This window comes from Stenotrophomonas sp. B1-1 (assembly GCF_010894375.1).
Taxonomy (GTDB): Bacteria; Pseudomonadota; Gammaproteobacteria; order Xanthomonadales; family Xanthomonadaceae; genus Stenotrophomonas.
In genome coordinates, this window is the sequence record NZ_JAAIUZ010000012.1 from 219,994 (window position 1) to 245,352 (window position 25,359).

Here is a 25,359-nt window from a genome sequence, read left to right on the forward strand (position 1 = left end):
TGGCCTGCATTGCCTCGCTTTGGTAGGGGCCAACCTTGGTTGGCCCGGGTTACCCCGCCTTGGTAGGGGTCAACCTTGGTTGGCCCGAAGCCTGTGCCGACCAAGGTCGGCACCTACCAGGGCGTGGAGCGTGTGCTACCAGGGCGCGGGGCGTGTGCCGACCAAGGTCGGCACCTACCAAGGTATGTGGCGGGACCGGGGGTTCAGGGCGCCAGCGCGTTGCGTACCGACTGCGCCAGGTCGCTGCGGGTGAAGGGTTTGGACAGCAGCGGTGCGCCGCGCCCGGGGCTGCCCACGGTGTCGTGGTCACGCGGGTAGCCCGAGGTGAACAGGACGGCCACCGAGGGCCAGCGCTCGCGCACCTGCCGGCCCAGCTCCCACCCGGACATGCCGGGCATCACGATGTCCGAGAACAACAGATCGATCTGGGTGTCGGGCCGCTCCAGCAGGCGCAGGGCGGACGGCCCATCGTGTGCTTCCAGCACGCGGTAGCCCAGCTGTCGCAGTGCATCCACGGTGTAGGCGCGCACATCGTCGTTGTCCTCGGCCACCAGGATCGACTCCTCGCGCGCTTCGTAGCTGGCCCAACCGGTCTGCGTCGGCGCCGCCTGGCTGGGCAGGGGCAGGGTTGAGCGCGGGAACATCATGGTGATGCTGGTGCCGCCGCCGGGGATCGAATCGATCAGCACGTGGCCGCCGGACTGCTTCACGAAGCCATGCACCATCGACAGCCCCAGCCCCGTACCGCGGCCCACCTGCTTGGTGGTGAAGAACGGTTCGAACACCTTGGCCAGCGTTTCGGCCGACATGCCATGGCCGTTGTCGCGCACCCGCAGCATCACGTATTCGCCAGGCGCTGCATCGGGAAACAGGGCGGCGTAGTCATGGTCCAGGTGACTGTTGTCGATTTCGATCACCAGCTGGCCGCCGTGGTCCATGGCATCGCGTGCATTCACGGCCAGGTTCAACACCGAGACTTCCAGCTGGCTGACATCCAGTTCCACGCACCAGATGTCGTCAGCGCTGCGGATCTCCAGCTGCACCAGCTCGCCCAGGGCGCGCTGCAGCATGTCCTGCATGCCATGCACGGCGTCATTCAGATTCACCGCCTGGCTGTGCAGCGGTTGCCGGCGGGCAAAGGCCAGCAGGCGCTGGGTCAGGCTGGCGGCGCGGTTGACGCCCTTCAGGGCATTGTCCAGCGCCCGCGCGGTCATGCCGGCCGGTTCGCCATTGCGCTGGTTCAGCAGCATGGCGTGTTCAACGTTGCCGGCGATCACGGTCAGGATGTTGTTGAAGTCGTGCGCGATGCCACCGGTCAGCTGACCAACGGCTTCGATCTTCTGTGACTGGCGCAGCGCGTGTTCGGCCTGCAGTCGGGCGGTGGTTTCCACCGCCTCGCAGACCACTGCGGCCACTTGGCCATCGGGGCCCTGCAGCGGCCGCAGCGAGAAATCAAAACTGCGCTTGCCAGTGGGCAGTTCCAGCTCGAACGCATGCAGTGACGGGGTGCCAGTGGCGGCGTTCTGCACGGCCTGCGCCACCAGCTGCGCGGCTGCGGGGGTCGCTGCGAACCACGGGGTGTGGGCAAACTGGACGCCGACAACGTCGGCCTTTCCTGCCATCACCGCTGCCAGCGAGGCCACGTTGGCATCGATCACCCGCCCGTCCAGGTCCAGCAGTACCTGGTGCTGGAAGCTGGATTCAAAGATGGCCTGCAGGCGCCGCTTGCTCGCCTGCAGCTCGGCGGTGCGCGCCTGCACCTGCTGTTCCAGCGACTGATTGTCCTGGCGCAGCGCCAGCTCGGCGCGCTTCAGCCCCGACACATCACTGCCCAGGCAGGTGTAGCCGGTCACCGTGCCGTCGGCAGCGAATTCGGGCACGCAGTCCATCTGCACGAAGCGGGCTTCGCCGCTGCGGTGGGTCAGGGTGATCTGGAAGCTGGCGCGCTCGCCGGCCAGTACCCGTTCCAGGCTGGGCAGGGCCTGCTGGAACGAGGCACTGTTGCCGATGTCGGCCGGCTGCTTGCCCAGCAGGTCGTCCAGGGCAATGCCATGCCAGTCCAGGAAGGCCTTGTTGGCGAAGCGGTAGCGGTGGTCGGCGCCCAGGTGCGCGATCAACGCGGGAATGGCATCGGTAATCTGCTGCAGTTGTGCCTGGCTGTGCTCCAGCGCCGTGCGCGCCTGGGCCAGCTGGTTGCGTTCGCGGGCTTCATCGCGGGCACGCCGGATCGCGTCCGGCAGCCGCTGCAGCCGTTGCTTGACCACGTAGTCGCGCGCGCCGCGGGTCAGCGCCTGCACGGCCAGTTCTTCGGTCAGCGTGCCGGACACAAAGATGAAAGGGATCTGCGGCGCGTGCTCGCGCGCCAGCGCCAGTGCGGTATCGCCGTCGAACCCGGGCAGCACATGGTCGGCCAGGATCACGTCGAACTGTGCCGAGGTGATGGCGGCCAGAAACGTGTCGTGCGCCCACACCCGGTGGGTGTCGAAGCGCAGGCCGGAGCGCTGCAGCTGGGCCGTGATCAGTTCGGCGTCCAGCGCGCTGTCTTCCAGCATCAGGATCCGCAGGCGGCCGCCTGCAGGCGCGGGGTCATTCATGGGTGGGGGTGTTCCCGTTGCCGCCGCGATGCGGAGGTGGCTGGTTGGTGATGCCCCAGAACATGCCAAGGCCCTGGATGGCGTCGAAGAATTCCTTGAAGTCCACCGGCTTGACGACGAAGGCATTGACGCCCAGCTGGTAACTGCGGACCAGATCCTGCTCTTCGCGCGAGGAGGTCAGCATGACGATCGGGGTGCTGCTCAGTTCCGGGTCCTCGCGCACCTGCTGCAGCACTTCCAGGCCGTTGATCTTGGGCAGCTTCAGGTCCAGCAGCACCACCACCGGCCCACCATGGTAGGCGCCGGCGAAGTTGCCTTCGCTGCGCAGGTAATCCAGTGCCTCGGCGCCATCGCGCACGTGCACCACCGCGTTGAGCAACTGGCAGCGCGCAAGCGCAGCCAGGGTCAGTTCGGCGTCCTTGGGGCTGTCCTCGACCAGGAGGATCGGCCGCAGATCCCTCATGGGTGTTCTCCGGTAGAAAGGGGAAGAGTGAAATAGAGCGTGGCACCTTCACCCAGCGTGCCTTCGGCCCAGGTTCGCCCGCCATGGCGGCCGATGATGCGGCGCACGTTGGCCAGGCCGATCCCGGTGCCTTCGAATTCGTCTTCGTGGTGCAGGCGCTGGAACACGCCGAACAGTTTGTCCACATAGCGCATGTCGAAGCCGCAGCCGTTGTCGCGCACATGGAAGATGTCTTCGCTGGCGCTGCGCTGGTGGCCCACTTCAATCACGGCGTCGGTAACGTCGCGGGTGAACTTCACCGCGTTGGACAGCAGGTTCTGCCAGACCAGGCGCAGCATGGTGGGGTCGGCCTCGACCACCGGCAGCGGGCCGATGCGCCAGTCGATGCTGCGCCCGGCATAGTCCAGCGCCAGGGTGCGGCGCACATCCTGCGCCAGCGCGCCCATGTCGATATGCATGCGGCCCAGGGTGGAGCGGCCCATCTGCGAGAAACTCAGCAGATCATCCACCAGCGTGCCGGCGGACTTGGCCGATTCCACGATGGTGTCCAGGAAGCGCCGTTCGTTCTCGCTCAGGCGCTCGGCCGCCGAGCTGCCCAGCAGTTCGGAATACCCCACGATATGCCGGAACGGGGCGCGCAGATCGTGGCTGACCGAGTACGAGAAGGCTTCCAGTTCCTTGTTGCTGCGCACCAGCTGTTCGTTCAGTTCGGCCATCTCTTCGGCCTTGCGCAGCACGATGTCGACGATGGCTGTGCGCATTTCGTGCGCGGCATCGGCGTCGGCGTCGGTCCAGGGCAGGCTGCGCTGCTGCACGGTTTCCTTCCAGGCTTCGAAGGAATGGCGCGGCGACAGCGCGGTTCCCGGATCGCTGGACTTGCGCGGATCGCCGCCCCAACGCACGGTGCGCACCACTTCGGGGCGGAACCACATCAGGTAGCTGTCGTGCAGCTGCGAAATGGACACCGCCAGCACGCCACTGGCCACGTCGCTCAGGCGCGCGGCCGACGGCCAGGCACCGGCCAGATGGTCGGTGTGGAACACTTCTTCGCCCGGGTGTTCGGCGGCCACCCAGTGCGCCAGGCGCAGGATGTCCTCGCGGGCGGGGCACTGGCCCACGCGCATGCAGTCGCCCTTGTGCACGATCGCCGCGCCGGCCGCTTCGGTCAGGGCCAGCAGGCTGCTGTGGTCCTGGCGCAGCGCCGCCATGAAGTCTTCATCGCCGGCCATGCGGGCCAGCAGCTTGACCAGCAGCGAACGCCGGATCACCCGCTCTTCCACCACCCGTCCGCGTTCTTTCAGCGCAATCTGCAGCGACAGGATCTGGCCCATGAATTCGCAGGCTGTGCGCACGGGGTAGGGCAGGCGGCGGGCATGGGCGGTGTGGCAGGACACCAACCCCCACAACCGGCCTTCGTAGATCAGCGAGACCGACATCGACGCGCCGGTGCCCATGTTGCGCATGTACTGCAGGTGCACCGGAGACACACTGCGCAGCACCGCCAGGCTGAGGTCGGTGGGCGCTGCATCAGCGGCCGCAGGATCACGCACCAACGGCACGGCGGTGTAGTCCGAATCGGCGATCAGGCGCACCCGGTTGCGCCGGTACAGTTCGCGGGCCTGCGCCGGAATGTCCGATTCGGGGAAGCGCAGGTCCAGGTAGGAAGGCAGCACGCCGTTGCCATCCTCGGCCACCACGGTGCCATTCCAGGCGCTGTCGAACTGGTAGACCAGGGTGCGGTCGAAGCCGGTCATCGCGCGCATGTGCTGGGCGGCCAGCTGGCACAGATCGGGCACGGTGGCAGCCGATTCGATCTCGGACATCAGGCGGCGGATGGCGGGGTAGAGCTCTTCCAGCGAACTGGGCTGGCCCGGCACGGGGCTTTCCAGTTCCACCAGCAGGTCGTGCTGCGAGCGGTGCACCAGCAACTGATGGCGGCCATGGCCATCCAGGTGCACGGCGCCCACGTGCACGCTGCTGTCGACCGCCGTGCGGCGCAGCTGTGGCAGGAACGGGGCCAGTACGCCGCCCAGCACCGCGTCCAGCGGCTGCCCGAGCGGGTCGCCGAACTGCTGCAGCAGGGAGTCCTGACTGATCGCGCGCTCGCGCACCTGCAGCGTGTGCGGGTCGGCGACCAGCAGCACTCCGTAGGGCTGGATGGCGCCGGGTGTGTGGATCGGCTCGCGGGCACAGGCAGACAGCGCCAGATCGTTCACGGCGTCAGTGGCGTTGGACATGAAGACAGGAACCCGGAAGTGGTGAGGCGGCGCAGGCGCGCGCCTGGAACAAGGACAGCAACAGACATCCCTCTACTATCGCATTGCTGTCAACGGCTGGATCAGGCATTTCTGAACGATTCATCCACGCGTCGCCCGACGAATTCAAAAGCAGCGCAGGCTGCAGCAGCCGCCTGTGCGCGCTGGGCATCCGTCAGCGCGAGCGCGTCCATCGCGGCCCGCACGTTGCGCCAGTGCGCAGCGACCCCGGCTGTGGCGGGTGCGAGATGGCGTGCGCCGAAGCCTTCGTGCAGGCCCAGGCGGGCTGCATGGCGTAGCAGTACCGCCGCGCCCATGCTGGAACCTTCGGCCACGTACCACCAGCCCAGCGCCACAGGCAGCGGTGCCGTGGCCAGCAGCGGTGCGTCGGCGGTCGGTATCGCAGGGTATGCGCCCAGATCCTGCAGATCGGCCAGCACCTGCGTGTGCTTGCCCGGTTTTGCTGCAGCGATCGGCAGATCGTGCCGCCGGTACAGCGCTGCCACCGCGCCATGGAACTGCGCCTGCACCTGCAGGAAGCGCAGATAGTCGCGGCGATCATCGAAGATGCCCAGGGCCATCAGGCGTTGGTCCAGGCGCTCGTGGGTGCTGCGCGTGGCCGTCTTCAGCATCGCGCTGAGCGGCTCGTCGGGGACAGAAGAGGAGGCAGCGCGCTGCGCGCAGGGGGCGGGGACGGACATCGGTCTACGCTAGCAGAAGCGGTGTAAACGCAGTGAAGAGATTTCGCCCGGGTTGCACCGGCAGTCAACACCGGCTGCACGCGACCAACGCTACGGTGGGCGCCGACCTCCCCGTTGGCCATCCCGTGAACCTGCAGCCCACTCCCGCGCGTCTCTCCTTCCGGCACACCTTGCCCGACACCTGCCGGTTCGATCTGTTGCAGATCGATGCGTTGAAGGACCCTGGCAGCGGGCGGATCGTCCATCTGTATTCGCTGGTGGCGCGCTGCCATGGCTGCGCGCAGGTGTTCACCGCGCACGAAGGCGCCGGCTTCATCAGCACCTCGGTGGCGCGCATCCTGCGCTGTCCGGAAGGCTGCGGTGAGCACGCCTTGAAGCCGCGGGTGCTGCGCGACTGGCAGCCGGCCGCGGCCTGAGCCCTGCCGGCGCCGTCAGGGTGCCGGCGCCAGCAACGCCGGTCGACCGTCGAACCAGTCGCGCGCGCCGGTCAGGTGCCACTGGCGGCGATCGCCATCCAGTTCGATGCCCGCGCCCAGCACGCCCCAGCGCAGGTACAGATCGCCCTTGCGGCGCTGCTGCAGCAGATCCAGCCGTGCACGCAGCGAGAAGCGGTCGTTCTCCGCCTGCAGGTCATCCAGCATCAGGTGCCCGGGCTGCCAGCGCAGCGCGGTCTTTGCCTCCACCCGCCCGGAATCGAGCAGCTTCAGTACCCAGCCCGGGTAATCACCGCGTTCGGCAAACACCGCCAGCAGCGGGCCGGCATCGCTCATGGCCACCCGCGCGCGTGCGTCCACCTGGAAGGGGGACTGAGCATCGATGCGGCCTTCGTCAACATCCAGGCGGCCCCGCCACCCCTGCGGTCCCGGCCGGCCATCAATCTGCACGTTGCGCAGTTCCACCGCGCTGCCGGCCAAGTCGAACCAGCGCTGGCGGAAGTCGCCGCGCTGCAGGGTGCCGTCCACACGGGTGTCGGCACGCAGGTCCAGGCCGGCAAGCTGCAGGCGCGCGCCTTGGCCGAGCAAACGCGCCGTGCCCTGGCCGATGCGGCCATCGGTATCCAGCCCGACGTCGCCACTCAGGCGCGCCGTGCCTGACACGAGGCGTACCTGCCCGTTGCCCAGGAAGCGGTTGTAGGCCGTCAGGTCGGGAATGTCGGCATCGCTGAAGCGCAGCCGGGCACGTACGCCGCGGCGCAGCTCACGCAGTCGGCCGTCACCGCTCAGCTGCAATGACAGGTCGCGTCCCTCGAAAAGGGTAGCCGCATCCTTGCCCTGGGTGCGTGCGGAGAAGCGCGGCAGCCGCACATCCAGTTCGGCACGGGTAGGCGTACCGGCCTTCAACGCACCGTGGGCACTGGCGGTGCCGGCCATGCGCACGCCGGCCACTTCTGCCACGGCTTCGGCTGCGGGCAGGTCCACGGTGCTGCCGGCCACCAGCTCACCGTCCTGCACACGCAGGTCGGCCTTCAGTACGCCGCCGCCTTCCAGCTCGAACCAAGGCTTGCGCACAAACAAGGCCGGGATCCAGTTGAGCGAAGTGAACGTCCATTCGCCCTGCACCTGGCCGGACGTGCGCTCCAGCAGGCTGGCCGGGTCGTTGAAGGGAATATCGTGGCCGCGGATATGCAGGTCTGCATCCAGTGCCGCGCCGCGTTCGGGGCGTGCAGGCAACCGCGCCTGCAGGCGCATGTCCTGCGCCACATCCAGCTGCAGGGCCAGCACGCCGCGGTCGGGGGCGCCATCGCCCAGCTGCAGCGGCACCCGCCAGATGGCACGGGTGCCCGGCATCAGCGCGCCGCGTTGCAGATCCACGTGCGCCTGCAGCTGGCCGGCCAGCGGTGAGCTGGCGATGGCCACCTGCTGGGCGTCGGTATTCATGCGCAGGCCCTGGCTGCGCGCGGTGATGTCCAGCGTGCCCTCCACCAGGGTGAACTTGCGGATGCCCGGCGCCTGGTCGCGGTAGTGCCGCGGGTAGCGGAAGGTGGATTTCAACTGCATGCCCGACAGCAGCTGCACGCCGTCGTAGCTGGCGAAGGCATCGTTGAATTCGACCTGCGAATCCAGCAGCTGCGACGGACCGCCACGCAGCTGCTTGACGAAGCCGACGGTACCGCTGCCGTCGCCCTGCAGCAGCAGCTTGCCGAAACGTGCGCTGCGGATGCTGTCGCTGTGGATCGCGTCGAATCGCAGCGTCCAGCCCTGGTCGCCACGCGGCGGCGAGGGCACCACGTCCTGCACGCGCTCGATTTCCGCCGACACCCCGGTCGCCTGCAGGTGCGGTACGCGCACCTCGCGGCGGAACAGCGGCAGCACGGCCAGCCGTGCACTGGCGCGGTCGGCGTGCAGCACATACACGGTGTGGTTCACATGGCCGCGCATGTGCACGTTCCAGGCAATCACATGGCCGGGCAGCAGGGTAATGGCCGGCCCGGTGGACATCACGAACTTGTGCGCCTTGCGGTTGGTCACCGCATCGAACAGTGGCGTATTCAGGAAAATATTGCCGGCCAGCAGGTACAGCGCCTGCAGGCCCAGCAGGCACCACGCCAGCAGCCGCCAACCACGTGGCCAGGTTGAAAAGTGGAAGATGCGGCGCGGCATGCGGGCCTTCTCGATGGGACGTGGTTCACTATCTCGAACACTGCGGCGGTGCCGCGTGAACGCAACTGCGCGTCGGCTGCCATAATCAAGCGGTCTACGTTCAAGGAGCCCACGGCATGAATGCCACCACCCGCACGGAAGGCGCAGCCGCACAGGGCGCGCACGCGGCCACTGCCAGCGCGGCGTTCGATCCCACCTATGTGTCCAGCAATGGCGAAGCGCAGTTGAAGGGCGCCGGCCATGCCATCACCGTGAACGGCGAAGACCAGTCGGTGAAGCTGGCGCAGGAAAAGAAGGTGTCAGGCACCGGTCCCGGCACGCAGTTCCGCGGCACATCGGTGGCCGCTGCAGCGACGCCCACCCGCGACGGCGTGGATTATCTGGTAACGGTCGACAGTGTGGTGGGCAACCGCATGAAGGCCGGCGGATTCACCCAGGAAGACAGCACCGGCGCACGTGGCCGCTACCGCGTCAGCCTGCCGCACGGTGCGCTGGATACCGATCCGACCACGGTGAATCCTTTTGATCCGCAGACCATTCCCAAGGGCGGCAGCGTTACCCTGGACGGCCAGCATTTCACTGGCACCGCGCTGGAAGGACGCTTCCGCAACATCGCCATCCAGAGCCAGGTGACCGAGGCGCAGGGCGCCAGCTACCGCGTGGATCATCTGGACGATGGCCGCGTACGCGTCACCACCGGCCCCAACCAGGCGGTGGAAGCGTTCAACGGTGTTGGCTTCGCGGCGGGCAAGTTGACCGCCGTGGCCGGGCGCCAGGACGCGCTGGGGCAATCCACGGTGCGCACCGCCACCTTCGATCTTGAGCAGGTGGATGGCCGCGCGGCGTACCAGCACTTCATCGACACCGGGGTGATGGATGCGCACACCCCCGGCGTGCAGGACCTGGCCACCGTGGAACGGCTGGGCATGAGTTCACAGACGCGCCTGAAGGTGGGCGTGGGCGATGCGTTCAACCTGGACGTGGCCGGGCAGCGCAACAGCGGCGATGTGGTGCGCGTCCGCCACGAGGATGGCAGCTTCACCGAACAGCGCAGCGTGGAATACAGCGGCAACGTACCGGTCAGCCGCTTCAGTGCCTACGGTGCCGATGGCCAGGAAGACATCAGCCAGCGCCGCTATCAGTTCCAGATCGACCTGCGCGACCACGAACACGGCGAACAGATTGCCGGCATGGTGAATGCCGCGCTGACCGGCAACGCGGCCGGCGATCGCGGCCCGCTGCATGCCGGGGTGGAGAACACCCTGGTGCTGGATGAGCCGCAGATGCGCGCCCTGATGGAGCGCACCCAGGCCATGGTGAAAGACAATCCGATGCTGGGCCCCGACTGGCGCCTGCTGGCCGAGGACGGGCAGGGCAGGCCGCAGCAGGATGTGGATGCATTCGCTGCCGGCCTGGCACGCAACCAGGGTCATTCGGCCTATGGCTTGGGCGAGCGCCTGTTCCGCGTGGCGTCAGCCGAAGGTCGTGAACTTCAGCCGATCGAGGCCGGCGTGCAGTCGCAGGCCTTGCAGGACCTGCCGCGGCCTTCACCGTTGCTGCCGCAGCACGACCCGCGCAATGAAGCCAGCCCGCGCCACGGACTGTGGCTGCAGACCCAGGGCGCGGTGAACAGCCTGGACCAGGCCATGGGGCGCCAGCCCGACCAGGCCAGTGAGCGGCTGGGCATGGCGTTGCTGGTGGCCGCCACCCACAAGGGCATGGACCGGGTGGACCAGGCGGTGCTGAGTGACGATGGCCGCTACGCCTTCGCTGTGCAGGGCGAAGTGCATGCCGCCGACCGGCAGATTGCCCGCGCCGATACCGCGCAGGCGGTGGCCACACCCGTGGCCGATCATGTGCGCGAGCTGCAGCAGGTGCCAGAGCGTGCCGCACCGGAAGCGCATGTCGCGCAGCAGCGCGAGCAGGAGCAGGTGCAGCAGCAGGAGACAGCGCGCAGTCTGGCGCGCTGAGGTAGCGCCGGGCCATGCCCGGCGCTCCCTGCAAACCTTCAGCCCGGCAATTCGCACTGCATCTTGCCGTCCACGTAGTACGGCTTGGGCACGTTCGGGTTCTCGCTGGTCTTCTCGAACACCACTTCAAAGGTGTCGGTAGCGGGCGTGCCCTTGCGCTCGGTGCAGGCGTCCTGCAGTTTCTTCTTCACCGCGGTGATGCCGGCATCTCGATTGGCGCCGTCGGCGCTGTTGGTCAGGTTCACCGTTTCGGCCCAGGCCAGCGGGCTCAGGGCCAGCAGGGCGGCCGTGGCGGCCAGGGTGTGCAGCTTGCTCATCCAATGTCCTCGTTGCGTTCCATGGGTGCAGCCCGGCGCAAGCGCCCGGCGCTGGCCCAGTATCGAAAAGCGCGGTTAACGCGGTGTCGGCGCGGCCGACCGCTCGGCAGCAGGCCGCCTGAACCACGGACGTTAGTGCGAACCATTCGCATTTGGTATGATTTCATGCGTCCTTAACAGTGCCGCGGCCCGCCGCTGGCGCCCCTTCCTGGCAGGTTCCCCCATGAATTCCCCAGCATTTCCCGTCCGCTCCCCGCTCAGCACGGCGCTGACCGTGGCCCTGGCCCTGTGCGCGCCGCTGGCCGCGCATGCGCAGACGCAGACTCCGGACGGCAGCAGCCCCACCGATCTGGATGCGGTGCACGTCAACGCCTACCGCACGCTCACCCACACCTCTGGCGCCACCAAGACCGACACGCCGGTTGCCGAGATGGCCAAGTCGGTGTCGGTGATCGCGCGCGAGGAACTGGACGCGCGCGGCGTGCAGACCTTGAACGAGGCCATGCGCTACGTGGCCGGTGTATCGCTGGAAAGCAGCGGTATCGACAACCGCGTGGATGATTTCCGCATCCGTGGCTTCGATGCCGGCAGCTGGAGCAACAACGTCACCATCGACGGCATGCGCGCGCCGCAGGGCGGGCAGTGGAACCGCACCATGGTGGACAGCTGGAACCTGGACCGGGTGGAAGTGCTGAAGGGCCCGTCAGCGGTGATGTACGGCCAGGTGGCTCCGGGTGGCATGGTCAACCAGGTCAGCAAGACGCCCACGCCGGACCAGCAGCAGATCGTGCAGCTGGGCGTGGATGGCAATGGCCAGTACAGCACCGCCTTCGATGTGGGCGCCGCATCGGCGGACAAGCAGCACCTGGGTCGCCTGGTGGGCCTGTACCGCGATGGCGACACCCAGATCAAGCACACCGAGCAGGAGCACTGGTTCCTGGCGCCCAGCTACACCTTCCAGATGGCCGAGCGTACGCGCCTGACACTGCTGGGCCTGTACCAGCGCGACGATGGTGGTTCCACCTACCAGTTCCTGCCGATGGCCGGCACGCTCAACGCCACGCCCTATGGGCACATGAAGAACAGCACCTTCATTGGCGAACCGAACTGGAACACCTACGACCGCACCATCTGGTCGGCCGGCTGGATGTTCGAACACGCGTTCAATGAAAACTGGACGTTGAGCCAGAGCGCGCGCCGCCTGAACGTCGATTCCACCTTCCGCACCGTGGTGACCAATGGCGCGCTGAATGCAGACGGCCGCACGCAGAAGCGCCGCGCCACCTGGGGCGAAGGCGATTCGCGCGGCGATACCGCCGATACGCGCCTGACCGGCAAGTTCAGCACCGGCGCAGCACAGCACACGCTGCTGCTGGGCGTGGACTGGCAGAAGGCCGATTGGGATGCGGCGCGCGGTGCGATGGGTACGGCCACCGATACGCCCAATGCCATCGACATCTTCAACCCGGTCTACACCGGCTACATTCCGGCTACCACTTCGATCAGCTACTCCGGTGGCATCAACCGCCAGACCGGTGTGTACCTGCAGGACCAGATCGCGCTGGACAAGTGGCGCTTCACCGTGGGCGGCCGCTACGACTGGACCAAGGATGACACCTGGACGCAGGCCTACACCGTGGCCAGCAACCGTTTCGGCGCGCGCACCCCCAGCCGGATCAAGAACGAGGCCTTCAGCGGCAACGCGGGCATTCTGTTCGTGGCCGACAACGGCCTGACCCCGTACCTGAGCTACGCCGAATCGTTCCAGCCGGCCGGCAGCACTGCCACCCAGTCGTTCGACCGTACGCCGTTCGATCCGATCACCGGCAAGCAGTGGGAGGCCGGCGTGAAGTATCAGCCGGCCAACTTCGACGGTCTGGTGACCCTGTCGGCCTACGATCTGCGCCAGCAGAACGTGCTGACCGATGACCCGGACAGCAGCCACAACACCTGCGGCACCACCGGCACCAGCCAGTGCCAGGTGCAGGATGGCGAGGGCCGCGTGCGCGGTGTGGAACTGGAGGGCCGGGTGACCCCGCTGGCCGGTTTCAGCGTGATCGGCGCCGCGGCCTGGATGGATTCGGAAGTGACCCGCAGCAACAACGGCTACCGCGGCAAGCAGCTGGCGATGGTGCCGGACTGGACCGCCGCGCTGTGGGGCGACTACACCTTCCAGGGCGGTGCGCTGGAAGGCCTGAGCCTGGCCGCCGGCGTGCGCTACAACGGCAAGAGCTACGGCGACAGCGCCAACCTGTACCTGATTCCGTCGTACACCCTGTGGGATGCCGCGCTCCGCTACGACATCGGCCAGTACGGCAACGTCGGCACGCAGTTGTCGCTGAATGTCAGCAACCTGGCCGACAAGCGTTTCGTGTCGACCTGCACCGGCGTGTCCTCGTGCTACTACGGCACCGGGCGCACGGTGACCGCAACCGCGCGTTTCACCTGGTGATCGGCGCGGGCTGATGCAGTGCTACCGCCGCTCTCGCAGGAGGGCGGCGGTGGCGATCAGGCTGCCGTATGGCTGGTATACGCGGCCAGCACCGCCGGCAGGTCGTGCATGGATTCGAAGATGACATGCGCACCGGCCGCACGCAGCGCCTCCGGTGTGCTGTGGTACTGGCCGCCCGGGCTGTAGCCGAACACCGTGGCACCGGCGGCCACGCCGGCAGTCGCACCGGTCACGGTGTCTTCGATGACCGCGCAGCGCGCCGGGTCCACGCCCAGTGCAGCGGCGGCGGCCAGGTAGACATCGGGGTGCGGCTTGGTGCGCGGCTGGTCCTGGCCGCTGAAGATCTGTCCGCCGAAGGCATGGAGGATGCCGATCTTGCCCAGTTGCAGGCGCACCTTCAGCAGATCGGCACCGGACGCGCAGGCGATGCGGCCCTGGGTGAGGGTCTGCAGCGCACGCACAGCGGCAGGTGCACCGGGAATCTCGGTCAGGTCGCGCTCCAGCGCCACGTTGCGCTGGTGGCGGAATTCATCGAGCCACGCTTCGGTGAATGGCTTGCCGGTGCGTTCCTCGATCAGACCAGCCAGGCTGGCGACCGATTTGCCCAGGAATACATCGGCGGCCTGCTGCTGGGTGAGTGGCCAACCGCGTTCGGTCAGCATTTCCGAGAGCACACGGGCCACCAGCGGCTCGGAATCGACGAGGACGCCATCGCAGTCGAACAGCACGGCATCGAAGGGGAAGGGGGCCATGGGGGACTCCGGGTAAAGCGAAGTGCGCAATTGTCGCACGCCGATGATGCAGGCGCTTTGCTCTGGTAGGCGCCCACCTTGGTGGGCACGCTTTGGCCCGCGGGCGCCGCCGCGCCGATCGCTCTGGTAGGTGCCCACCTTGGTGGGCACGCTTTGCGCTTGGGTGCCAACCAAGGTTGGCAGCTACCAAGGCAGTACACCCCGACGCTTCGGTAGGTGCCCACCTTGGTGGGCACGCTTTGCGCTTGGGTGCCAACCAAGGTTGGCACCTACCAAGGCAGTACACCCCGAGGCTTCGGTAGGTGCCCACCTTGGTGGGCACGCTTTGCGCTTGGGTGCCAACCAAGGTTGGCACCTACCAAGGCAGTACACCCCGAGGCTTCGGTAGGTGCCCACCTTGGTGGGCACGCTCTGCGCCTGGGTGCCAACCAAGGTTGGCACCTACCGGGGCAAGTAAGGTTGGCACCTACCGGGGTGGCAGTGGCGGTCAGCTCAGGTCGCAGCCGCTCGGCAGCGGCCAACTGGTCGCAGGCAGCATGTTCTTCAGCGAGGCCGGTGCATTGATCGCCACGTAGCTGGCGCCCAGCAGCTCTTCCAGATCGGCGATGGTCACCAGGTAGTCATCCAGGCTGCCCAGGCCGGCTTCGTTGGGGAAGATCCAGCTGATCGCCTTGGCGGTACCTGTGTTGGGGTCGCGGGTGATGATGGTCTTCCAGAAGAATTCCGGCGTGGGAATGCCGTGGCTGCTCAGGAAGTAGTCGTTGCTGGCGTCGCCATACACCACGCCGCCGTACACATCCACCGGCGCGATATCGCGGTAGCACTCGGCCACGTTCTCGGCCTTCACCCAGATGCCCTGGTTGAAGCCGGACACCTGCGGCACGATGTTGGTCATGTAGTTTGCGCGGCGGATGTACGTGCTGTCGTAGTCCATGTGGTTGGAGGTGACCAGATGCCCGCGGTCATAGCCGGATTTCACGCTGGCGTAGGAGCCGGTGCTGGTCTGGCCCAGGCAGCCTGCCGGCAGATCCGGGTCCTTGTAGAAGCTGGACGGGCGCGCGGCCGAACCGGTATCGGCCAGCAGCGTGTATTCGTAACGGGTGGCACTGTGGATGCTGCAGTCGTAGGTCAGTACGAAGCCGCCCTTGTTCAGGGTGACGGTCTGGGCGTGTGCGGCACCGGCGAAGGCGCTGATGACAAGTGCGAACAGGAACCTTGCAGAGCGCATTGGGTGATCTCCTTGAAGTTTCCAGGACGCAGTTGCCCGTGCCGGCGAAAACGCGTTTCGACGGAGGCGGGTGCTGCGACGGATGGGATGAAGCGGACTGCCGTTGAAGCGGACTGACGTTGATGCCCGGCCATGGCCGGCGGTGCTGCGGAATCGCAACCGCGTCCCCTGGGCCACGATGTGGCGCGCGGTGGCGTAAGCGTCAATTGCTGACGCTCTCAGGTCAACGCTGGATGTTCCAAGGTGTGACTTCGCGCAAGGAGTGCGCTGTATTGCGCCGGATCGTGTCCGGCGGCTTTTCTGTTCAGGCCGTGACGTCGAGCGTGCATCTGGGCGCGTCGAAGTGGGAAGTTTCCTACAGCGCGATGGACAGAAAGCCTAGGGGCGCTTCCACGCAGGACTGTTATCATATGCGAATGATGCGCATTTACGCCAAACCGGCTAGCGAGCAGTCACGCTCGGTCTCCGACGATGGGAATGACGACTGTGGCAGCAAGGCTGAAGCGGGCTTTCATCACTGACCGCTTCCAGAGAAACGTATGACTCAAAGAAATAAATTCCTGTTCATATCTGTGTCGATCATCGTACTTGCAGCGACCGCGTGGTACAGCCTGTCCTCCGCGCCAGATCGCGAGAACCACGCTGAACGCTCCTCGATACCGGCGAGCGGCAACGAGACCGCCTCGATGCAGCGCACATCTGCAATGTCTCGACCTGCCGACAGCTCGGCGCCGGGCGATCCGGCCAACAGAGACCTTCGAATCCGGCAGCTGCCTGGCAGGGCGTTTGCCGTCACGGATTTTGGTCGGGTTCCCAGCGGAACAGTGGACCAGGTTATCGCAGGGCTTACCCCGCAGGCCTTGGCAGGCGATGCGACGGCATCGTATGGAATTTTCCTGAAGCTCAACGAGTGCCAGAACATCAATCGACGCGCATCCAGAGGCAGCGCGGTGCAGGCCAGTCCCGATGTGGTGTCTGCATGCCTGGATCTTTCGGCGGAAAACGAGATCAGCGCCAGTCGTTGGCTGACGCTTGCGGCGGAGCAGGGGAACATGGGTGCACGCCTTCTCTATGCCGCCGATTCCGAGTCAGCGCTCGGCGGGCCTGCCGCTTTGCTTCGCGATCCCGATCGCACCAAGGAGTACAAACAGAAAGCCACCGGCTACCTGCAGGACATGGTCGCCCAGGGAAGCGTGGATGCGCTGCTGCAACTGGGCAATGCCTACCACGCAGGCGTGCTGCTCGACGAAGATCTCGTCACAAGCAGGGCCTACTTCGAGGCGGCACGTCTTGCTGACCCTTCGGTGGTTCCGGTCCAGCAGATCAATACTCTGGACAAAGCGCTAAGTGCGCAACAGCTCTCCATAGCCCGACGAAAAGGAAGTCAAATCCATGATGCATGCTGTCGCTAGAAAACCATTTGCAATGTCGCGACGAAAGGCAATATTGATCCTGATACTAGCGGCAGGATTGATATTCGGCGTAAGCACGTTTGCATTCGAGCGCGGGCCATACTTCTGCACTGATTGCGCCGTCGCGTCGCCGGTGCCGGATGCCAGAACCCTGGAGGTTCTCAAGGACTCACGCGCACCCGTGGACTATGTGCCGCTCTTTGCATGGGCGACCGGAACCACCTATCAGATCTGCAACCCGACACACTGCACCGTCTATCACGAGAATTTCGAATCCAACTGGGTAGGTGAAGGCCAGACCCCGCGTGAGGGGGTGTTGCCAGAACCTATTGATGAAGGCGGTACCGGTGGCGGAGGTCAAGCAGGCGGCGGAGTGCCGATTGGCGGTGGCTGTTATGGCAGCTGTGGCGGCGGTGGCCTCGTGACCGTCGGCCCATATCAACCCTGCCAGCAGGGCGCGGAGAGCAAGGGAGAACTCTGCATCGGCGAGGATGGGAGAGTGCGACCCGATTGACAGGGACAGGGCCGAGCACACGCTCGGCCCTGCACTCAGGCTACGGTGCTTCCTGCCGCAGCTTCTTCGCCTGCGCCGCATTCACCGCGCTAGCCTTGTTGCCAAAGTCCTGGCGGATGAAGGTCGCCAACTGCGCGATCTCTTCATCGCTCAGCCGATCGGCGAACCCGGGCATGCCCAGGTTGGACGGCCGCTGCGCAGTGGAAGGCAACGCGCTGCCATGCAGCAGCAGGCGCACCAGAGTGGTGGGATCATCGGCCAGCACCGTGGGGTTGCCGGCGATGGCCGGGAACACGTTGGTATAGCCCTTGGCATCGGTGCGATGGCAGGCGGCGCAGTTGTCCACGTACAGTTCGGCGCCGCGGCTGTCATTCACCCCGGCCTGCAGCTTGCGCGCGGTGGCATCGTCCTGGGCGTACGCCGACGGATCGTTTGCACTGGCCGGCAGGCTCTTCAGATAGACCGCCATGGCCTGCAGGTCGGCATCGGTCAGGTGCTGGGTGCTGTGCACCACCACGTCGGCCATCGGCGAACCCACCACCGCGCTGTGTGCATTGCGTGCGGTGCGCAGGGTATCGACGATGTCCTGCGTGCTCCAGCGGCCCAGGCCATCGGCGTTGTTGCCGCGCAGGTTCACCGCGTTCCAGCCATCGATGATCTGCCCGCCGGCCAGGTACGCGCTGCCCGATTCATCCAGTGCCTGCTCCTGCAACGCCAGCCCGCGCGGGGTGTGGCAACTGCCACAGTGGCCCAGGCCCTGCACCAGGTAGGCACCGCGCGCAAGTTCAGCATTGGCATAGCGGCTGGGGTCGAAGGCCACCGCGTCCGCATCGGGGGCGAAGGTCTTGCGCCAGATCGCCAGCGGCCAGCGCATCGACAGCGGCCACGGAATGTCGGCGGCCTGGTTGGCCTCCTTTACCGGGGCGATGTCACCGTGCAGGAAATAGGCATGCAGCGCCCGCACATCGTCATCGGTCAGGCGTGCATAGGACGGGTAGGGCATGGCCGGGTACAGGGTGCGGCCATCGGGGGTGATGCCGTGGCGCACGGCGCGGTCGAAATCATCCAGCGAGTAGCCGCCAATGCCGGTGTCGCGGTTTGGGGTGATGTTGGTGCTGTAGATGTTGCCCAGCGGCGAGGCCACCGCCAGGCCACCGGCGAACGGCTTGCCGCCGGGCCGGGTGTGGCAGGCGGTGCAGTCGCCGGCAGCGGCCAGGTAGCGACCGCGTTCGATCAGGGCGGCGTCGGCCGCCGGCGCATCGCCCAGTACCCGCGTACGGGTCGGCACGAAGGCGTAGGCCAGGGCCAGCAACAGCAGCACCAGGGCAAGCACCACGATCCACAGGAGAAGCTTCTTCATGGGCGTCTCCTCAGGCCTGTACCAGCGGGCCCGGATCGGGCAGGTACTTTTCGCGGATGGCCGTGGCCGCCCAGTACGCCAGCCCGCCGACCAGCCCGGTGGGGTTGTAGCCGTTGTTCTGCGGGAACGCGTTGGCGCCGATCACGAATACGTTCGGCACGTCCCAGCTCTGCAGGTAGCGGTTCAGCGCCGAGGTCTTCGGGTCGGCGCCCATGATCGCGCCACCGCAGGTGTGGGTGCTCTGGTACTTGGTGATGTTGTAGTGCTCGCCGTCCTTCTTGGCATCACCGCTCATGGAAAGCGGATTCAGCACGCGGCTCATCTCCATGGCCTTGCCCACGAAGAACTGCGAGGCCTTGATCTCGTTGGGGTGCCAATCGAAGGTCATGCGCAGCAGGGGCCGGCCGAAGCTGTCGGTGTAGTTCGGGTCCAGGCTGAGGTAGTGCTGGCGGTAGGCCATGCACGCGCCCTGTACTTCATAATAGAAGTTGTGGCGGAAGTTGTCCGCGGCCGCCTTCTTCCATGCCGCGCCCCAGCTGGGCGTGCCCGATGGCACGTTGATGCCGCGCACCGGGCCGGCGCCGGGCTGGCGCGCCCAGACCAGGCCACCGCCTACGAATCCGGCCTTGGCGTTATCCAGCTGATTGCCGTTCAGATCGTCCATGGTGGTGCCCGCACCGCCAATGCCGATGAAGCCGTTGGCCTGCACGCTCTTGTCGAAGAACAGCACCACCCGGTTGAGGTTCTGGTAGGAGTAGTTGCGCCCCACCGTGCCGGTGTTCGATTCGGGGTCGTAGGGCGTACCGATGCCGGACAGCAGCATCAGATGCACGTTGTAGAGCTGGAAGGCGCACAGCAGCACCAGGTCGGCCGGCTGCTGCACCTCGCGGCCCTGGGCATCCAGGTAGGTCACGCCGGTGGCCTGCTTGCCGGTGCTGTCCAGGTCCACCTTCAGCACCTGCGAATGGGTGCGCAGCTCGAACTTCGGGCGCTGCCGCAGCACCGGCAGGATGCAGGCGTTGGGGCTGGCCTTGGAATAGTTCAGGCAACCGTAATCGCTGCAGAAGCCGCAGGCATTGCACGGGCCCAGCTGGCAGCCGTAGGGGTTCACATACGGGCCCGAGGCATTCGACGCCGGAATCGGATAGGGGTGCCAGCCCATTTCCTTGGCCGCCTTGTAGAACAGTTCGCCGCCCAGGTAATTGGGGTTGGGGCCCAGCGGATATTCGGCCGAGCGCGACCCTTCGAACGGGTTGCCGCCGGCCTGCACCACGCCATTGATCACACCGGCCTTGCCAGAGGTGCCGCAGACCAGCTCGAACATGTGCAGGTGCGGTTCCAGTTCGGCGTAGCTCAGCGGGAAATCCTGGATGGTCATGTCATCGGGAATGAAGCGCTTGCCGTAGCGTTCTTCCACGTTGGTGCGCAGCTTCATGTCTTCCGGCAGCGGGCGGAAATGCGCGCCCGACCAGTGGCTGCCCGCACCGCCCACGCCGGTGCCGGGCTTGAACGAGCCCATCTGCCGGTAGGGCACGGCGGTGTCGGCCGGGGTGTGGCGAATCGTGACGGTTTCCTGCGCCAGGCTCTGCAGATAGCGACGGTGCACCGAACCTTCCAGCTCGTCCACCACGTTGGGGTAGGCGAAATCAGGTTGGGTATCGCGGTCGCCGCCGCGCTCCAGCGCGACCACGTGCAGGCCGGCGTCGGTCAGTTCCTTGGCCAGGATCGCCCCGGTCCAGCCCATGCCGACGATCACGGCGTCTACTTTCGGTTTCGTGATGGCCATGCGCTCAGCCCCTCCGCCCGGCCAGGTCCACCGGCGGCAGTGGGTAGGCCTTGTTGCGCACCCCGATCCAGTCCAGGTAGTCGGCACGCATGCCGGGGTAGCCGATCATCTTCCACGCGGCCATTCCCTTGTTGGCCCCGTACTTGGGGTCGGCGAAGTAGCCGTTCTTCACTTCACCCAGCAGGTTGGAGAAGAACAGCTTGCTGGAAATGGCGTCCAGCTCCAGCTTGCCGCCCTCGGCGGCCTTCAGCAGGGTTTCCTGCTGGGCGTGGTCCAGCTGGGCGAAGGTCTTGCCCTGGAACTGTTCACGGCAGTGCGCATCGACGGCGCCAATACCCACCCGCACGATGTCGCGCAGCGGCAGCTTGCCCTGGTAGCCGAGTTCGCTGGGCGCTTCCAGGAACGGGCCCTGCATGTACCAGATGGCGCCGGCGGCGTAGGGCGTCTGCATGTGCCGGTCAAGGAACTCGGGCACCCCCGATTCCACCGCGCCGGGGCCGGTCTCGTCGGCGGGAATCAGCCGATCGCAGGCCGCGACGATGAAGGCCCATTCGGCGGCGTTGAAGAATTCGGGGCGGTAGTCGGCGGCATCAGCGGCGGGTGCCTGCGCGTCTGCCGCCGGCGTGCCGGGCGCACAGGCGGGCAGTGCGGCGGCCACGGGAATCAGGGTCAGGCCCTGGAAAAAGCGGCGGCGGCTCAGCGCCGGCGCCGTCGGTTCGGCGTCATCGTTCATGGGGGTGGCTACCTGTGGGGTGGCTGGTGCACAGCTTCGCGCGCGTCCTGTCGCGGTGGCGTGCTCGACATCGGGCCCGGCGCCGACCGCTCCCCGGCCGACATGGATCGATCCATTGTGTTGCTGCGTGATGCTTTCCGGAATGGCAATATGGGAAAGGTGCTGTTGCCTGAAAGGAAAGAATCGCGATGATCGAAGACCTGGGAGAGCTGCGCACCTTCGATCGCATCGTGCATGGGGGCAGCTTGTCGGCCGCCGCACGTGACCTGGGTGTGTCGCTGGCAGTGGTCAGCAAGCGGCTGTCAGCGCTGGAGCGGCGGTTGCAGGTGCGCCTGCTCAACCGCAGCACGCGCCGGGTCTCGCTGACCGACGAAGGCAGCCTGTTCCACCAGCATTGCCGCCAGGTGCTGCAGGCAGTGGAAGCGGCCGAAGCGGCGCTGGCGCAGCGCCAGGACCTCGTGGCCGGCGTGTTGCGGGTGACCGCCCCGAATGGTTTCGGTCGGCGGCACGTGGTGCCGGCGGTGCGGCGGTTCCAGATGGCGCACCCCGGCGTGCGCGTGCATCTGTCGCTGCGCGACGAGATCGTGGATCTGGTGGGCGAGGGCATCGAGCTGGCCCTGCGCTACGGCACGCTGGACGATTCGCGCCTGGTCGCCCGGCAACTGGCGCCGAACCGGCGGGTGCTGTGCGCATCGCCGGATTACCTGCAACGGCGCGGCATGCCGCGCACTATTGCCGACCTGCAGGAGCACGACTGCATTGCCTCGGGCAGCCCGCCGGTCAGCCACTGGCGCTTCGGCCAGGGCGATGCCGCGCTGGCCCTGCCGCTGCAGGCCAGCACGCTGTGCGACGACGGTGAGGCGGCGCATCTGATGGCGCTGCAGGGCGCCGGCATTGCCCGCAAGTCGATCTGGGACGTGGCCGAAGACCTGCAGGCCGGGCGCCTGGTGGAAGTGCTGCCCGACCATGCTCTGGCCACCTCGCCGTTGAGCGCGGTGCATGGTTCGGGCAAGCAGCTGGCACCGCGCGTGCGCGTGTTCCTGGACCACCTGCTGCAGCACCTGCGCAGCACGGTAGCTTGGCGCTACGCCAACGCCGATTAGCCGCGCGCGTCCTTGGCGCTGGCCAGCGCGTGGTCGGCGCGCACGAACACCGCGGTGGTGTTCTCGTCGCGGGTGCCGGTGGCCACGCCGAGCAGCAACGGGCGGCCGAGGCGGCTGGCGGCTTCATCGGCCACGCCCTGCAGCGCATGCAGGGTGGCATCGGCCTGGTCGGTGCCCAGCACCGCAATGAACTCGCCGCTGCCGGTAACCCGGTTGATGCTGTCGCCACGCTCGGCCTGCATGCAACGCTCCAGCGCCGCATCCAACTGCTGCAACTGGCGGTCCAGGCCGCGCTCGCCCAGTTGTTCGGCCAGCGCGGCCAGATCCTGCAGCTCCAGGATCACGATGGTGTAGGGGGTGCCTGCGGCGGCAGTGTCAGTGCCGATGGGCTCGGCGGCGACCGTCTGTTCCAGCAGAGCCACCACTTCCTGCTCGCGTTCGCGACTGCGCGCTTCCATCAGGTTCATGGTCAGCCGGGCCAGCGCCTGCAGGGCCTCGCGTTGCACCGGGGTAAGCGAGCGCGGTGACAGGTCGACCACGCACACACTGCCCACCGCCGCACCGCTACCGGTCACCAGCGGCATGCCGGCGTAGAAGCGTGCGCCGATCTCCTTCAGCACCGGATTGTCGGCAAAGCGCGCATCCTGGCTCAGATCACCGACTTCCAGCAGTTGGCTGGGCTCGCGGATTGCATGGTCGCAGACCGCTACATCACGGTCGGTCTGGCTGCCGTCCAGCCCGGTGCGGGCCTTGAACCACTGGCGGTCGCGGTCAATCAACGTGACCAGCGCCATCGGCGTGCCGCACACGGCGGCGGCCACTTTCACGATGTCATCGTAGGCCGGCTCGGGCAGGCTGCCGACAATGTGCAGGGCATCGAGCGCACGCTGGCGTTCGATTTCGTCCGTGGACAGGGTGAAGCGCTCGGTCATGGTGTTCCTGTAACTACCGGGGTCGGCCCATGCTAGAGCACCTGCGTTCGCGCGCCGTCAACGGCCATGCGCGCTCGAGCTGATACGCAACGATGCACACCGAATGCAAGCGACGCACTTCACGTATTGATAACGATTCACATTTGCCATACGATGCCGTCCGCCAGCCCCGGACGTCCGTCTCGCCAGCGCCCATGTAAGGGGACAGTCGGTTTGCGAAGATGGGACAGTCGGTTTGCGCCTCCGCCCTGCCGCCAGAAGTCACTTCAACGAGCCTTTGAAGGGGGCTCGAAAGTGATTAGATGGCAACCGCAGGCGCTGCAAGGGCTGCTTAAGCGAGTCGGCCTCAGAATGGTGCTGCAGTGTTCATGAGCTTGGAGCTCATCCAAGCAGAATGGGATCTTGTACCCTTGCTCACTTGGGCCCGAGGTCAGGAAGAGAGAAGGCTAAGCCGCCCATCTCCGTCGGCATCCCCTGAATCAGGCTGCCTGCGCTACGCGAGGCAGCAAGCGCACACCAGCACTGCAAGCAGCCAGGAGCGGCTTCTCGACCCATCGGTAGCAAATGATGCCGCCAGCAGTACACGCGACCATCATCACAAGTATGAACATGCCGTGTTGCCATGCCTCCTGGTTCCAGCCCGATCCGCTCCATACCCTAGCTCCGACGCTCAACACAAAGAGATGGCTCAAATAGATGGAGTAGGAAGCATTGCCGATAGTGTGGAACACCCCGAGGCTGAGGCGTCGCCCCGCGCTTTCCCAGCGGACCAAGCCTAGTACCAGCAGAGCACTAGGGAGCCCAAAGGCAATGGTTCGGGCCAGTGGGGCATGCCCGCTTTGGACGTATTGCGCCTGCAGCAGCGTGTAACTCAAAGCAAAGCCAATGCACCCCGCGATGATGAAGCCTGCAGCCCCGCGCACTGAGACGCGTTGCCAATATATGCCAATCAGGGCCCCGGCGATGAACTCCCATCCCATTGGGCTGCTAACGACCAGCCAGGCGGGTGACTCTCCTGGGATGAACTGCATTGCTAGCAACCCGATAGCCCAAGCAGCAAAGAACGCAGGAATTCGACGCTCGGGAAGCACAGCAATGGCGAGCGCCATCATCACGTAGAAGAAGGCCTCGTAGATCAGTGTCCACCCGACTTGGAGAATGGGAAGCACAGGCTGCGGCAGAAGCAAGTACGAAGCCAGAATGCTCTTGTCATGATGGCTGGCATCCAGGGCAGTAGGCCTGACGAGTAGCAGTAACACGATCAGTGTTGTGAACACCCAGTAGAGGGGCAGTATCCGGAGCCCACGCCTCGCCAGAAAGGTCAATGCGCCTGCGAAGCTTCCATACCTTCCCGGCATGACCGTGGTCATGACAAATCCGGAGATCACGAAAAATAGGTCAACGCCGCCATAGCCGTACTCCGCGAGACTTCCGGCGAGCAAGGATGGTCCGCGTCCATGGACCACCTCGGCGTTCACCAGGTGAAACAGAACCACCATCAACGCAGCGACCCCGCGAAGCATCTGGATCGAAGCGAAGTATGTGCCACTTGACGCAGTTCGCCCCCCAGGAACATCTCGCAGCATCACGACCTCAAACTAATGGCAACTAGGTTGGAGCGCAGTTTACTCCAGCTTCGCGGACCACCCACCTACTAACTCATTCCATTGAATGCGAGCCGGGTTGCCACGCGGTGGCGCCATTGTGGTGAGCTCAGGCGGAAGAGACCGCCCTACCGGCAAGGAATCAACCTGCATGGCAGTTGCCTTCTCCCAGAGAGGGGTTGCGCTGTAGTCAGGGACCGAACGCCATGCGCCCGCTGCCTCATCCCATTGATTACGGCAGTGATCGTTGGGAGAAAACGCAATCGGTTGGGTGGTAGTTACGTCATCGGGCAGCGCCTCGCCCAAGGATAGCGTGTTGGCAATTGGTAGTGCAGTGGCCTTGGCGTAGAGCATGACGTGACGGTAGTCGGCGACGGTCTCCCACGCATCCAACGCGGCGGTCAGGCGGTGTCGTTGGAACAATCCGGTCGGCTCTCCCGGCGAGAATTCCACCGCAGACGGCGGCAAAGGGTAAGTGCCATCGCCGGGCGACAGAAACACGGTGATTGTGCCCAGAAGTTCACGGGTGATGGGGTCGTAGGAGTAGGCAGGGCGCGACGCTGGAAGCGTTTTGTAGCTCATT

The 25,359-nt window shown here is 66.1% G+C and carries 21 protein-coding genes; 7 read left to right on the forward strand and 14 right to left on the reverse strand.

The genetic code is table 11. The annotated features are described in order from the left end of the window. Positions 1 to 203 precede the first annotated feature (203 nt). From G4G00_RS10730 to G4G00_RS10745, 4 genes are all read right to left on the reverse strand, one after another. Positions 204 to 2,594: a response regulator gene (locus G4G00_RS10730; protein ID WP_108753182.1), complete on the reverse strand. Its 2,391-nt coding sequence runs from the start codon at positions 2,592 to 2,594 to the stop codon at positions 204 to 206. Then, a complete protein-coding gene (locus tag G4G00_RS10735; protein WP_108753181.1) occupies positions 2,587 to 3,057 on the reverse strand; it encodes a response regulator in 471 nt (156 codons plus the stop codon). The genes G4G00_RS10730 and G4G00_RS10735 overlap by 8 nt, the downstream gene beginning before the upstream one ends. Beyond that, complete coding sequence (locus tag G4G00_RS10740) at positions 3,054 to 5,294, reverse strand: ATP-binding protein (RefSeq protein WP_164273324.1); 2,241 nt, start codon at positions 5,292 to 5,294, stop codon at positions 3,054 to 3,056. The genes G4G00_RS10735 and G4G00_RS10740 overlap by 4 nt, the downstream gene beginning before the upstream one ends. Positions 5,295 to 5,395: 101 nt before the next feature. Beyond that, positions 5,396 to 6,013: a biliverdin-producing heme oxygenase gene (locus G4G00_RS10745; RefSeq protein WP_240336123.1), complete on the reverse strand. Its 618-nt coding sequence runs from the start codon at positions 6,011 to 6,013 to the stop codon at positions 5,396 to 5,398. Positions 6,014 to 6,138: 125 nt separating this feature from the next. Between G4G00_RS10745 and G4G00_RS10750 the strand changes: the two genes are divergently transcribed. Next, complete coding sequence (locus G4G00_RS10750) at positions 6,139 to 6,429, forward strand: hypothetical protein (protein ID WP_108753178.1); 291 nt, start codon at positions 6,139 to 6,141, stop codon at positions 6,427 to 6,429. Positions 6,430 to 6,444: 15 nt separating this feature from the next. Here G4G00_RS10750 and G4G00_RS10755 read toward each other — a convergent pair whose 3' ends face one another. After that, a complete protein-coding gene (locus G4G00_RS10755; protein ID WP_164273327.1) occupies positions 6,445 to 8,613 on the reverse strand; it encodes a hypothetical protein in 2,169 nt (722 codons plus the stop codon). Between the two features lie 116 nt (positions 8,614 to 8,729). Here G4G00_RS10755 and G4G00_RS10760 point away from each other — a divergent pair, with 116 nt between their 5' ends. Next, positions 8,730 to 10,583, forward strand: coding sequence for an XVIPCD domain-containing protein (locus G4G00_RS10760; RefSeq protein WP_164273331.1), 1,854 nt, complete (start codon positions 8,730 to 8,732; stop codon positions 10,581 to 10,583). A gap of 38 nt (positions 10,584 to 10,621) precedes the next feature. On the opposite strand, the gene G4G00_RS10765 is transcribed toward G4G00_RS10760, so the two are convergent. Then, a complete protein-coding gene (locus tag G4G00_RS10765) occupies positions 10,622 to 10,900 on the reverse strand; it encodes a hypothetical protein (protein ID WP_108753175.1) in 279 nt (92 codons plus the stop codon). Positions 10,901 to 11,123: 223 nt separating this feature from the next. Between G4G00_RS10765 and G4G00_RS10770 the strand changes: the two genes are divergently transcribed. Continuing rightward, on the forward strand, positions 11,124 to 13,352 hold the full coding sequence (locus tag G4G00_RS10770) for a TonB-dependent siderophore receptor (RefSeq protein WP_164273334.1): 2,229 nt from the start codon (positions 11,124 to 11,126) through the stop codon (positions 13,350 to 13,352). A gap of 56 nt (positions 13,353 to 13,408) precedes the next feature. Here the strand turns inward: G4G00_RS10770 and G4G00_RS10775 are convergent, their stop codons facing one another. Together G4G00_RS10775 and G4G00_RS10780 are read right to left on the reverse strand one after the other, a co-directional pair. Then, a complete protein-coding gene (locus tag G4G00_RS10775) occupies positions 13,409 to 14,104 on the reverse strand; it encodes an HAD family phosphatase (protein ID WP_164273337.1) in 696 nt (231 codons plus the stop codon). A gap of 487 nt (positions 14,105 to 14,591) precedes the next feature. Further along, the gene (locus G4G00_RS10780) at positions 14,592 to 15,332 is read right to left on the reverse strand and encodes a DNA/RNA non-specific endonuclease (RefSeq protein ID WP_164273340.1); all 741 of its coding nucleotides are present in this window, start codon (positions 15,330 to 15,332) and stop codon (positions 14,592 to 14,594) included. Positions 15,333 to 15,604: 272 nt separating this feature from the next. Between G4G00_RS10780 and G4G00_RS10785 the strand changes: the two genes are divergently transcribed. Genes G4G00_RS10785 through G4G00_RS10795 form a run of 3 tightly spaced genes read left to right on the forward strand, consistent with a single transcriptional unit; the run spans position 15,605 to position 17,258 of the window. Further along, the gene (locus tag G4G00_RS10785) at positions 15,605 to 15,853 is read left to right on the forward strand and encodes a hypothetical protein (RefSeq protein ID WP_164273343.1); all 249 of its coding nucleotides are present in this window, start codon (positions 15,605 to 15,607) and stop codon (positions 15,851 to 15,853) included. A 51-nt stretch (positions 15,854 to 15,904) separates the two neighbouring features. Further along, positions 15,905 to 16,744, forward strand: a complete 840-nt coding sequence (locus G4G00_RS10790; protein WP_159093970.1) for a hypothetical protein — start codon at positions 15,905 to 15,907, stop codon at positions 16,742 to 16,744. After that, positions 16,725 to 17,258, forward strand: a complete 534-nt coding sequence (locus G4G00_RS10795; protein WP_164273347.1) for a hypothetical protein — start codon at positions 16,725 to 16,727, stop codon at positions 17,256 to 17,258. The genes G4G00_RS10790 and G4G00_RS10795 overlap by 20 nt, the downstream gene beginning before the upstream one ends. 40 nt (positions 17,259 to 17,298) lie before the next feature. On the opposite strand, the gene G4G00_RS10800 is transcribed toward G4G00_RS10795, so the two are convergent. From G4G00_RS10800 to G4G00_RS10810, 3 genes are read right to left on the reverse strand one after another with little or no spacing between them, the layout of a single operon-like run. Continuing rightward, complete coding sequence (locus G4G00_RS10800) at positions 17,299 to 18,618, reverse strand: cytochrome c (protein ID WP_164273350.1); 1,320 nt, start codon at positions 18,616 to 18,618, stop codon at positions 17,299 to 17,301. 10 nt (positions 18,619 to 18,628) lie between these two features. After that, positions 18,629 to 20,404 (reverse strand): GMC family oxidoreductase, encoded by a 1,776-nt coding sequence (locus tag G4G00_RS10805; RefSeq protein ID WP_108753168.1) that lies wholly within the window; start codon positions 20,402 to 20,404, stop codon positions 18,629 to 18,631. A gap of 4 nt (positions 20,405 to 20,408) precedes the next feature. Continuing rightward, positions 20,409 to 21,137: a gluconate 2-dehydrogenase subunit 3 family protein gene (locus tag G4G00_RS10810; protein ID WP_164273353.1), complete on the reverse strand. Its 729-nt coding sequence runs from the start codon at positions 21,135 to 21,137 to the stop codon at positions 20,409 to 20,411. Between the two features lie 188 nt (positions 21,138 to 21,325). Between G4G00_RS10810 and G4G00_RS10815 the strand changes: the two genes are divergently transcribed. Next, entirely contained in the window at positions 21,326 to 22,240 is a 915-nt protein-coding gene (locus G4G00_RS10815; RefSeq protein WP_164273357.1) for a LysR family transcriptional regulator, read from the forward strand. Here G4G00_RS10815 and G4G00_RS10820 read toward each other — a convergent pair. The 3 genes from G4G00_RS10820 to G4G00_RS10830 all read right to left on the reverse strand — a co-directional run bounded on the left by G4G00_RS10820 (position 22,237) and on the right by G4G00_RS10830 (position 25,358). Continuing rightward, on the reverse strand, positions 22,237 to 23,172 hold the full coding sequence (locus tag G4G00_RS10820; RefSeq protein WP_164273360.1) for a GAF domain-containing protein: 936 nt from the start codon (positions 23,170 to 23,172) through the stop codon (positions 22,237 to 22,239). The two genes, G4G00_RS10815 and G4G00_RS10820, sit on opposite strands and share 4 nt — an antisense overlap. 479 nt (positions 23,173 to 23,651) lie before the next feature. Further along, entirely contained in the window at positions 23,652 to 24,758 is a 1,107-nt protein-coding gene (locus G4G00_RS10825) for an acyltransferase (protein ID WP_343161371.1), read from the reverse strand. 39 nt (positions 24,759 to 24,797) lie between these two features. Then, on the reverse strand, positions 24,798 to 25,358 hold the full coding sequence (locus tag G4G00_RS10830) for a phage tail protein (protein WP_164273367.1): 561 nt from the start codon (positions 25,356 to 25,358) through the stop codon (positions 24,798 to 24,800). Position 25,359: the final 1 nt, after the last annotated feature.

Bases quoted from the DNA above. Each gene is read 5' to 3' on its own strand.
- G4G00_RS10810 (WP_164273353.1), bottom strand. From the start codon at position 21,137: ATGAACGATGACGCCGAACCGACGGCGCCGGCGCTGAGCCGCCGCCGC.
- G4G00_RS10825 (WP_343161371.1), bottom strand. From the start codon at position 24,758: ATGCTGCGAGATGTTCCTGGGGGGCGAACTGCGTCAAGTGGCACATAC.
- G4G00_RS10755 (WP_164273327.1), bottom strand. From the start codon at position 8,613: ATGCCGCGCCGCATCTTCCACTTTTCAACCTGGCCACGTGGTTGGCGG.
- G4G00_RS10805 (WP_108753168.1), bottom strand. From the start codon at position 20,404: ATGGCCATCACGAAACCGAAAGTAGACGCCGTGATCGTCGGCATGGGC.
- G4G00_RS10765 (WP_108753175.1), bottom strand. From the start codon at position 10,900: ATGAGCAAGCTGCACACCCTGGCCGCCACGGCCGCCCTGCTGGCCCTG.
- G4G00_RS10760 (WP_164273331.1), top strand. From the start codon at position 8,730: ATGAATGCCACCACCCGCACGGAAGGCGCAGCCGCACAGGGCGCGCAC.
- G4G00_RS10745 (WP_240336123.1), bottom strand. From the start codon at position 6,013: ATGTCCGTCCCCGCCCCCTGCGCGCAGCGCGCTGCCTCCTCTTCTGTC.
- G4G00_RS10740 (WP_164273324.1), bottom strand. From the start codon at position 5,294: ATGTCCAACGCCACTGACGCCGTGAACGATCTGGCGCTGTCTGCCTGT.
- G4G00_RS10795 (WP_164273347.1), top strand. From the start codon at position 16,725: ATGATGCATGCTGTCGCTAGAAAACCATTTGCAATGTCGCGACGAAAG.
- G4G00_RS10780 (WP_164273340.1), bottom strand. From the start codon at position 15,332: ATGCGCTCTGCAAGGTTCCTGTTCGCACTTGTCATCAGCGCCTTCGCC.
- G4G00_RS10800 (WP_164273350.1), bottom strand. From the start codon at position 18,618: ATGAAGAAGCTTCTCCTGTGGATCGTGGTGCTTGCCCTGGTGCTGCTG.
- G4G00_RS10735 (WP_108753181.1), bottom strand. From the start codon at position 3,057: ATGAGGGATCTGCGGCCGATCCTCCTGGTCGAGGACAGCCCCAAGGAC.
- G4G00_RS10815 (WP_164273357.1), top strand. From the start codon at position 21,326: ATGATCGAAGACCTGGGAGAGCTGCGCACCTTCGATCGCATCGTGCAT.
- G4G00_RS10770 (WP_164273334.1), top strand. From the start codon at position 11,124: ATGAATTCCCCAGCATTTCCCGTCCGCTCCCCGCTCAGCACGGCGCTG.
- G4G00_RS10820 (WP_164273360.1), bottom strand. From the start codon at position 23,172: ATGACCGAGCGCTTCACCCTGTCCACGGACGAAATCGAACGCCAGCGT.
- G4G00_RS10730 (WP_108753182.1), bottom strand. From the start codon at position 2,594: ATGAATGACCCCGCGCCTGCAGGCGGCCGCCTGCGGATCCTGATGCTG.
- G4G00_RS10830 (WP_164273367.1), bottom strand. From the start codon at position 25,358: ATGAGCTACAAAACGCTTCCAGCGTCGCGCCCTGCCTACTCCTACGAC.
- G4G00_RS10775 (WP_164273337.1), bottom strand. From the start codon at position 14,104: ATGGCCCCCTTCCCCTTCGATGCCGTGCTGTTCGACTGCGATGGCGTC.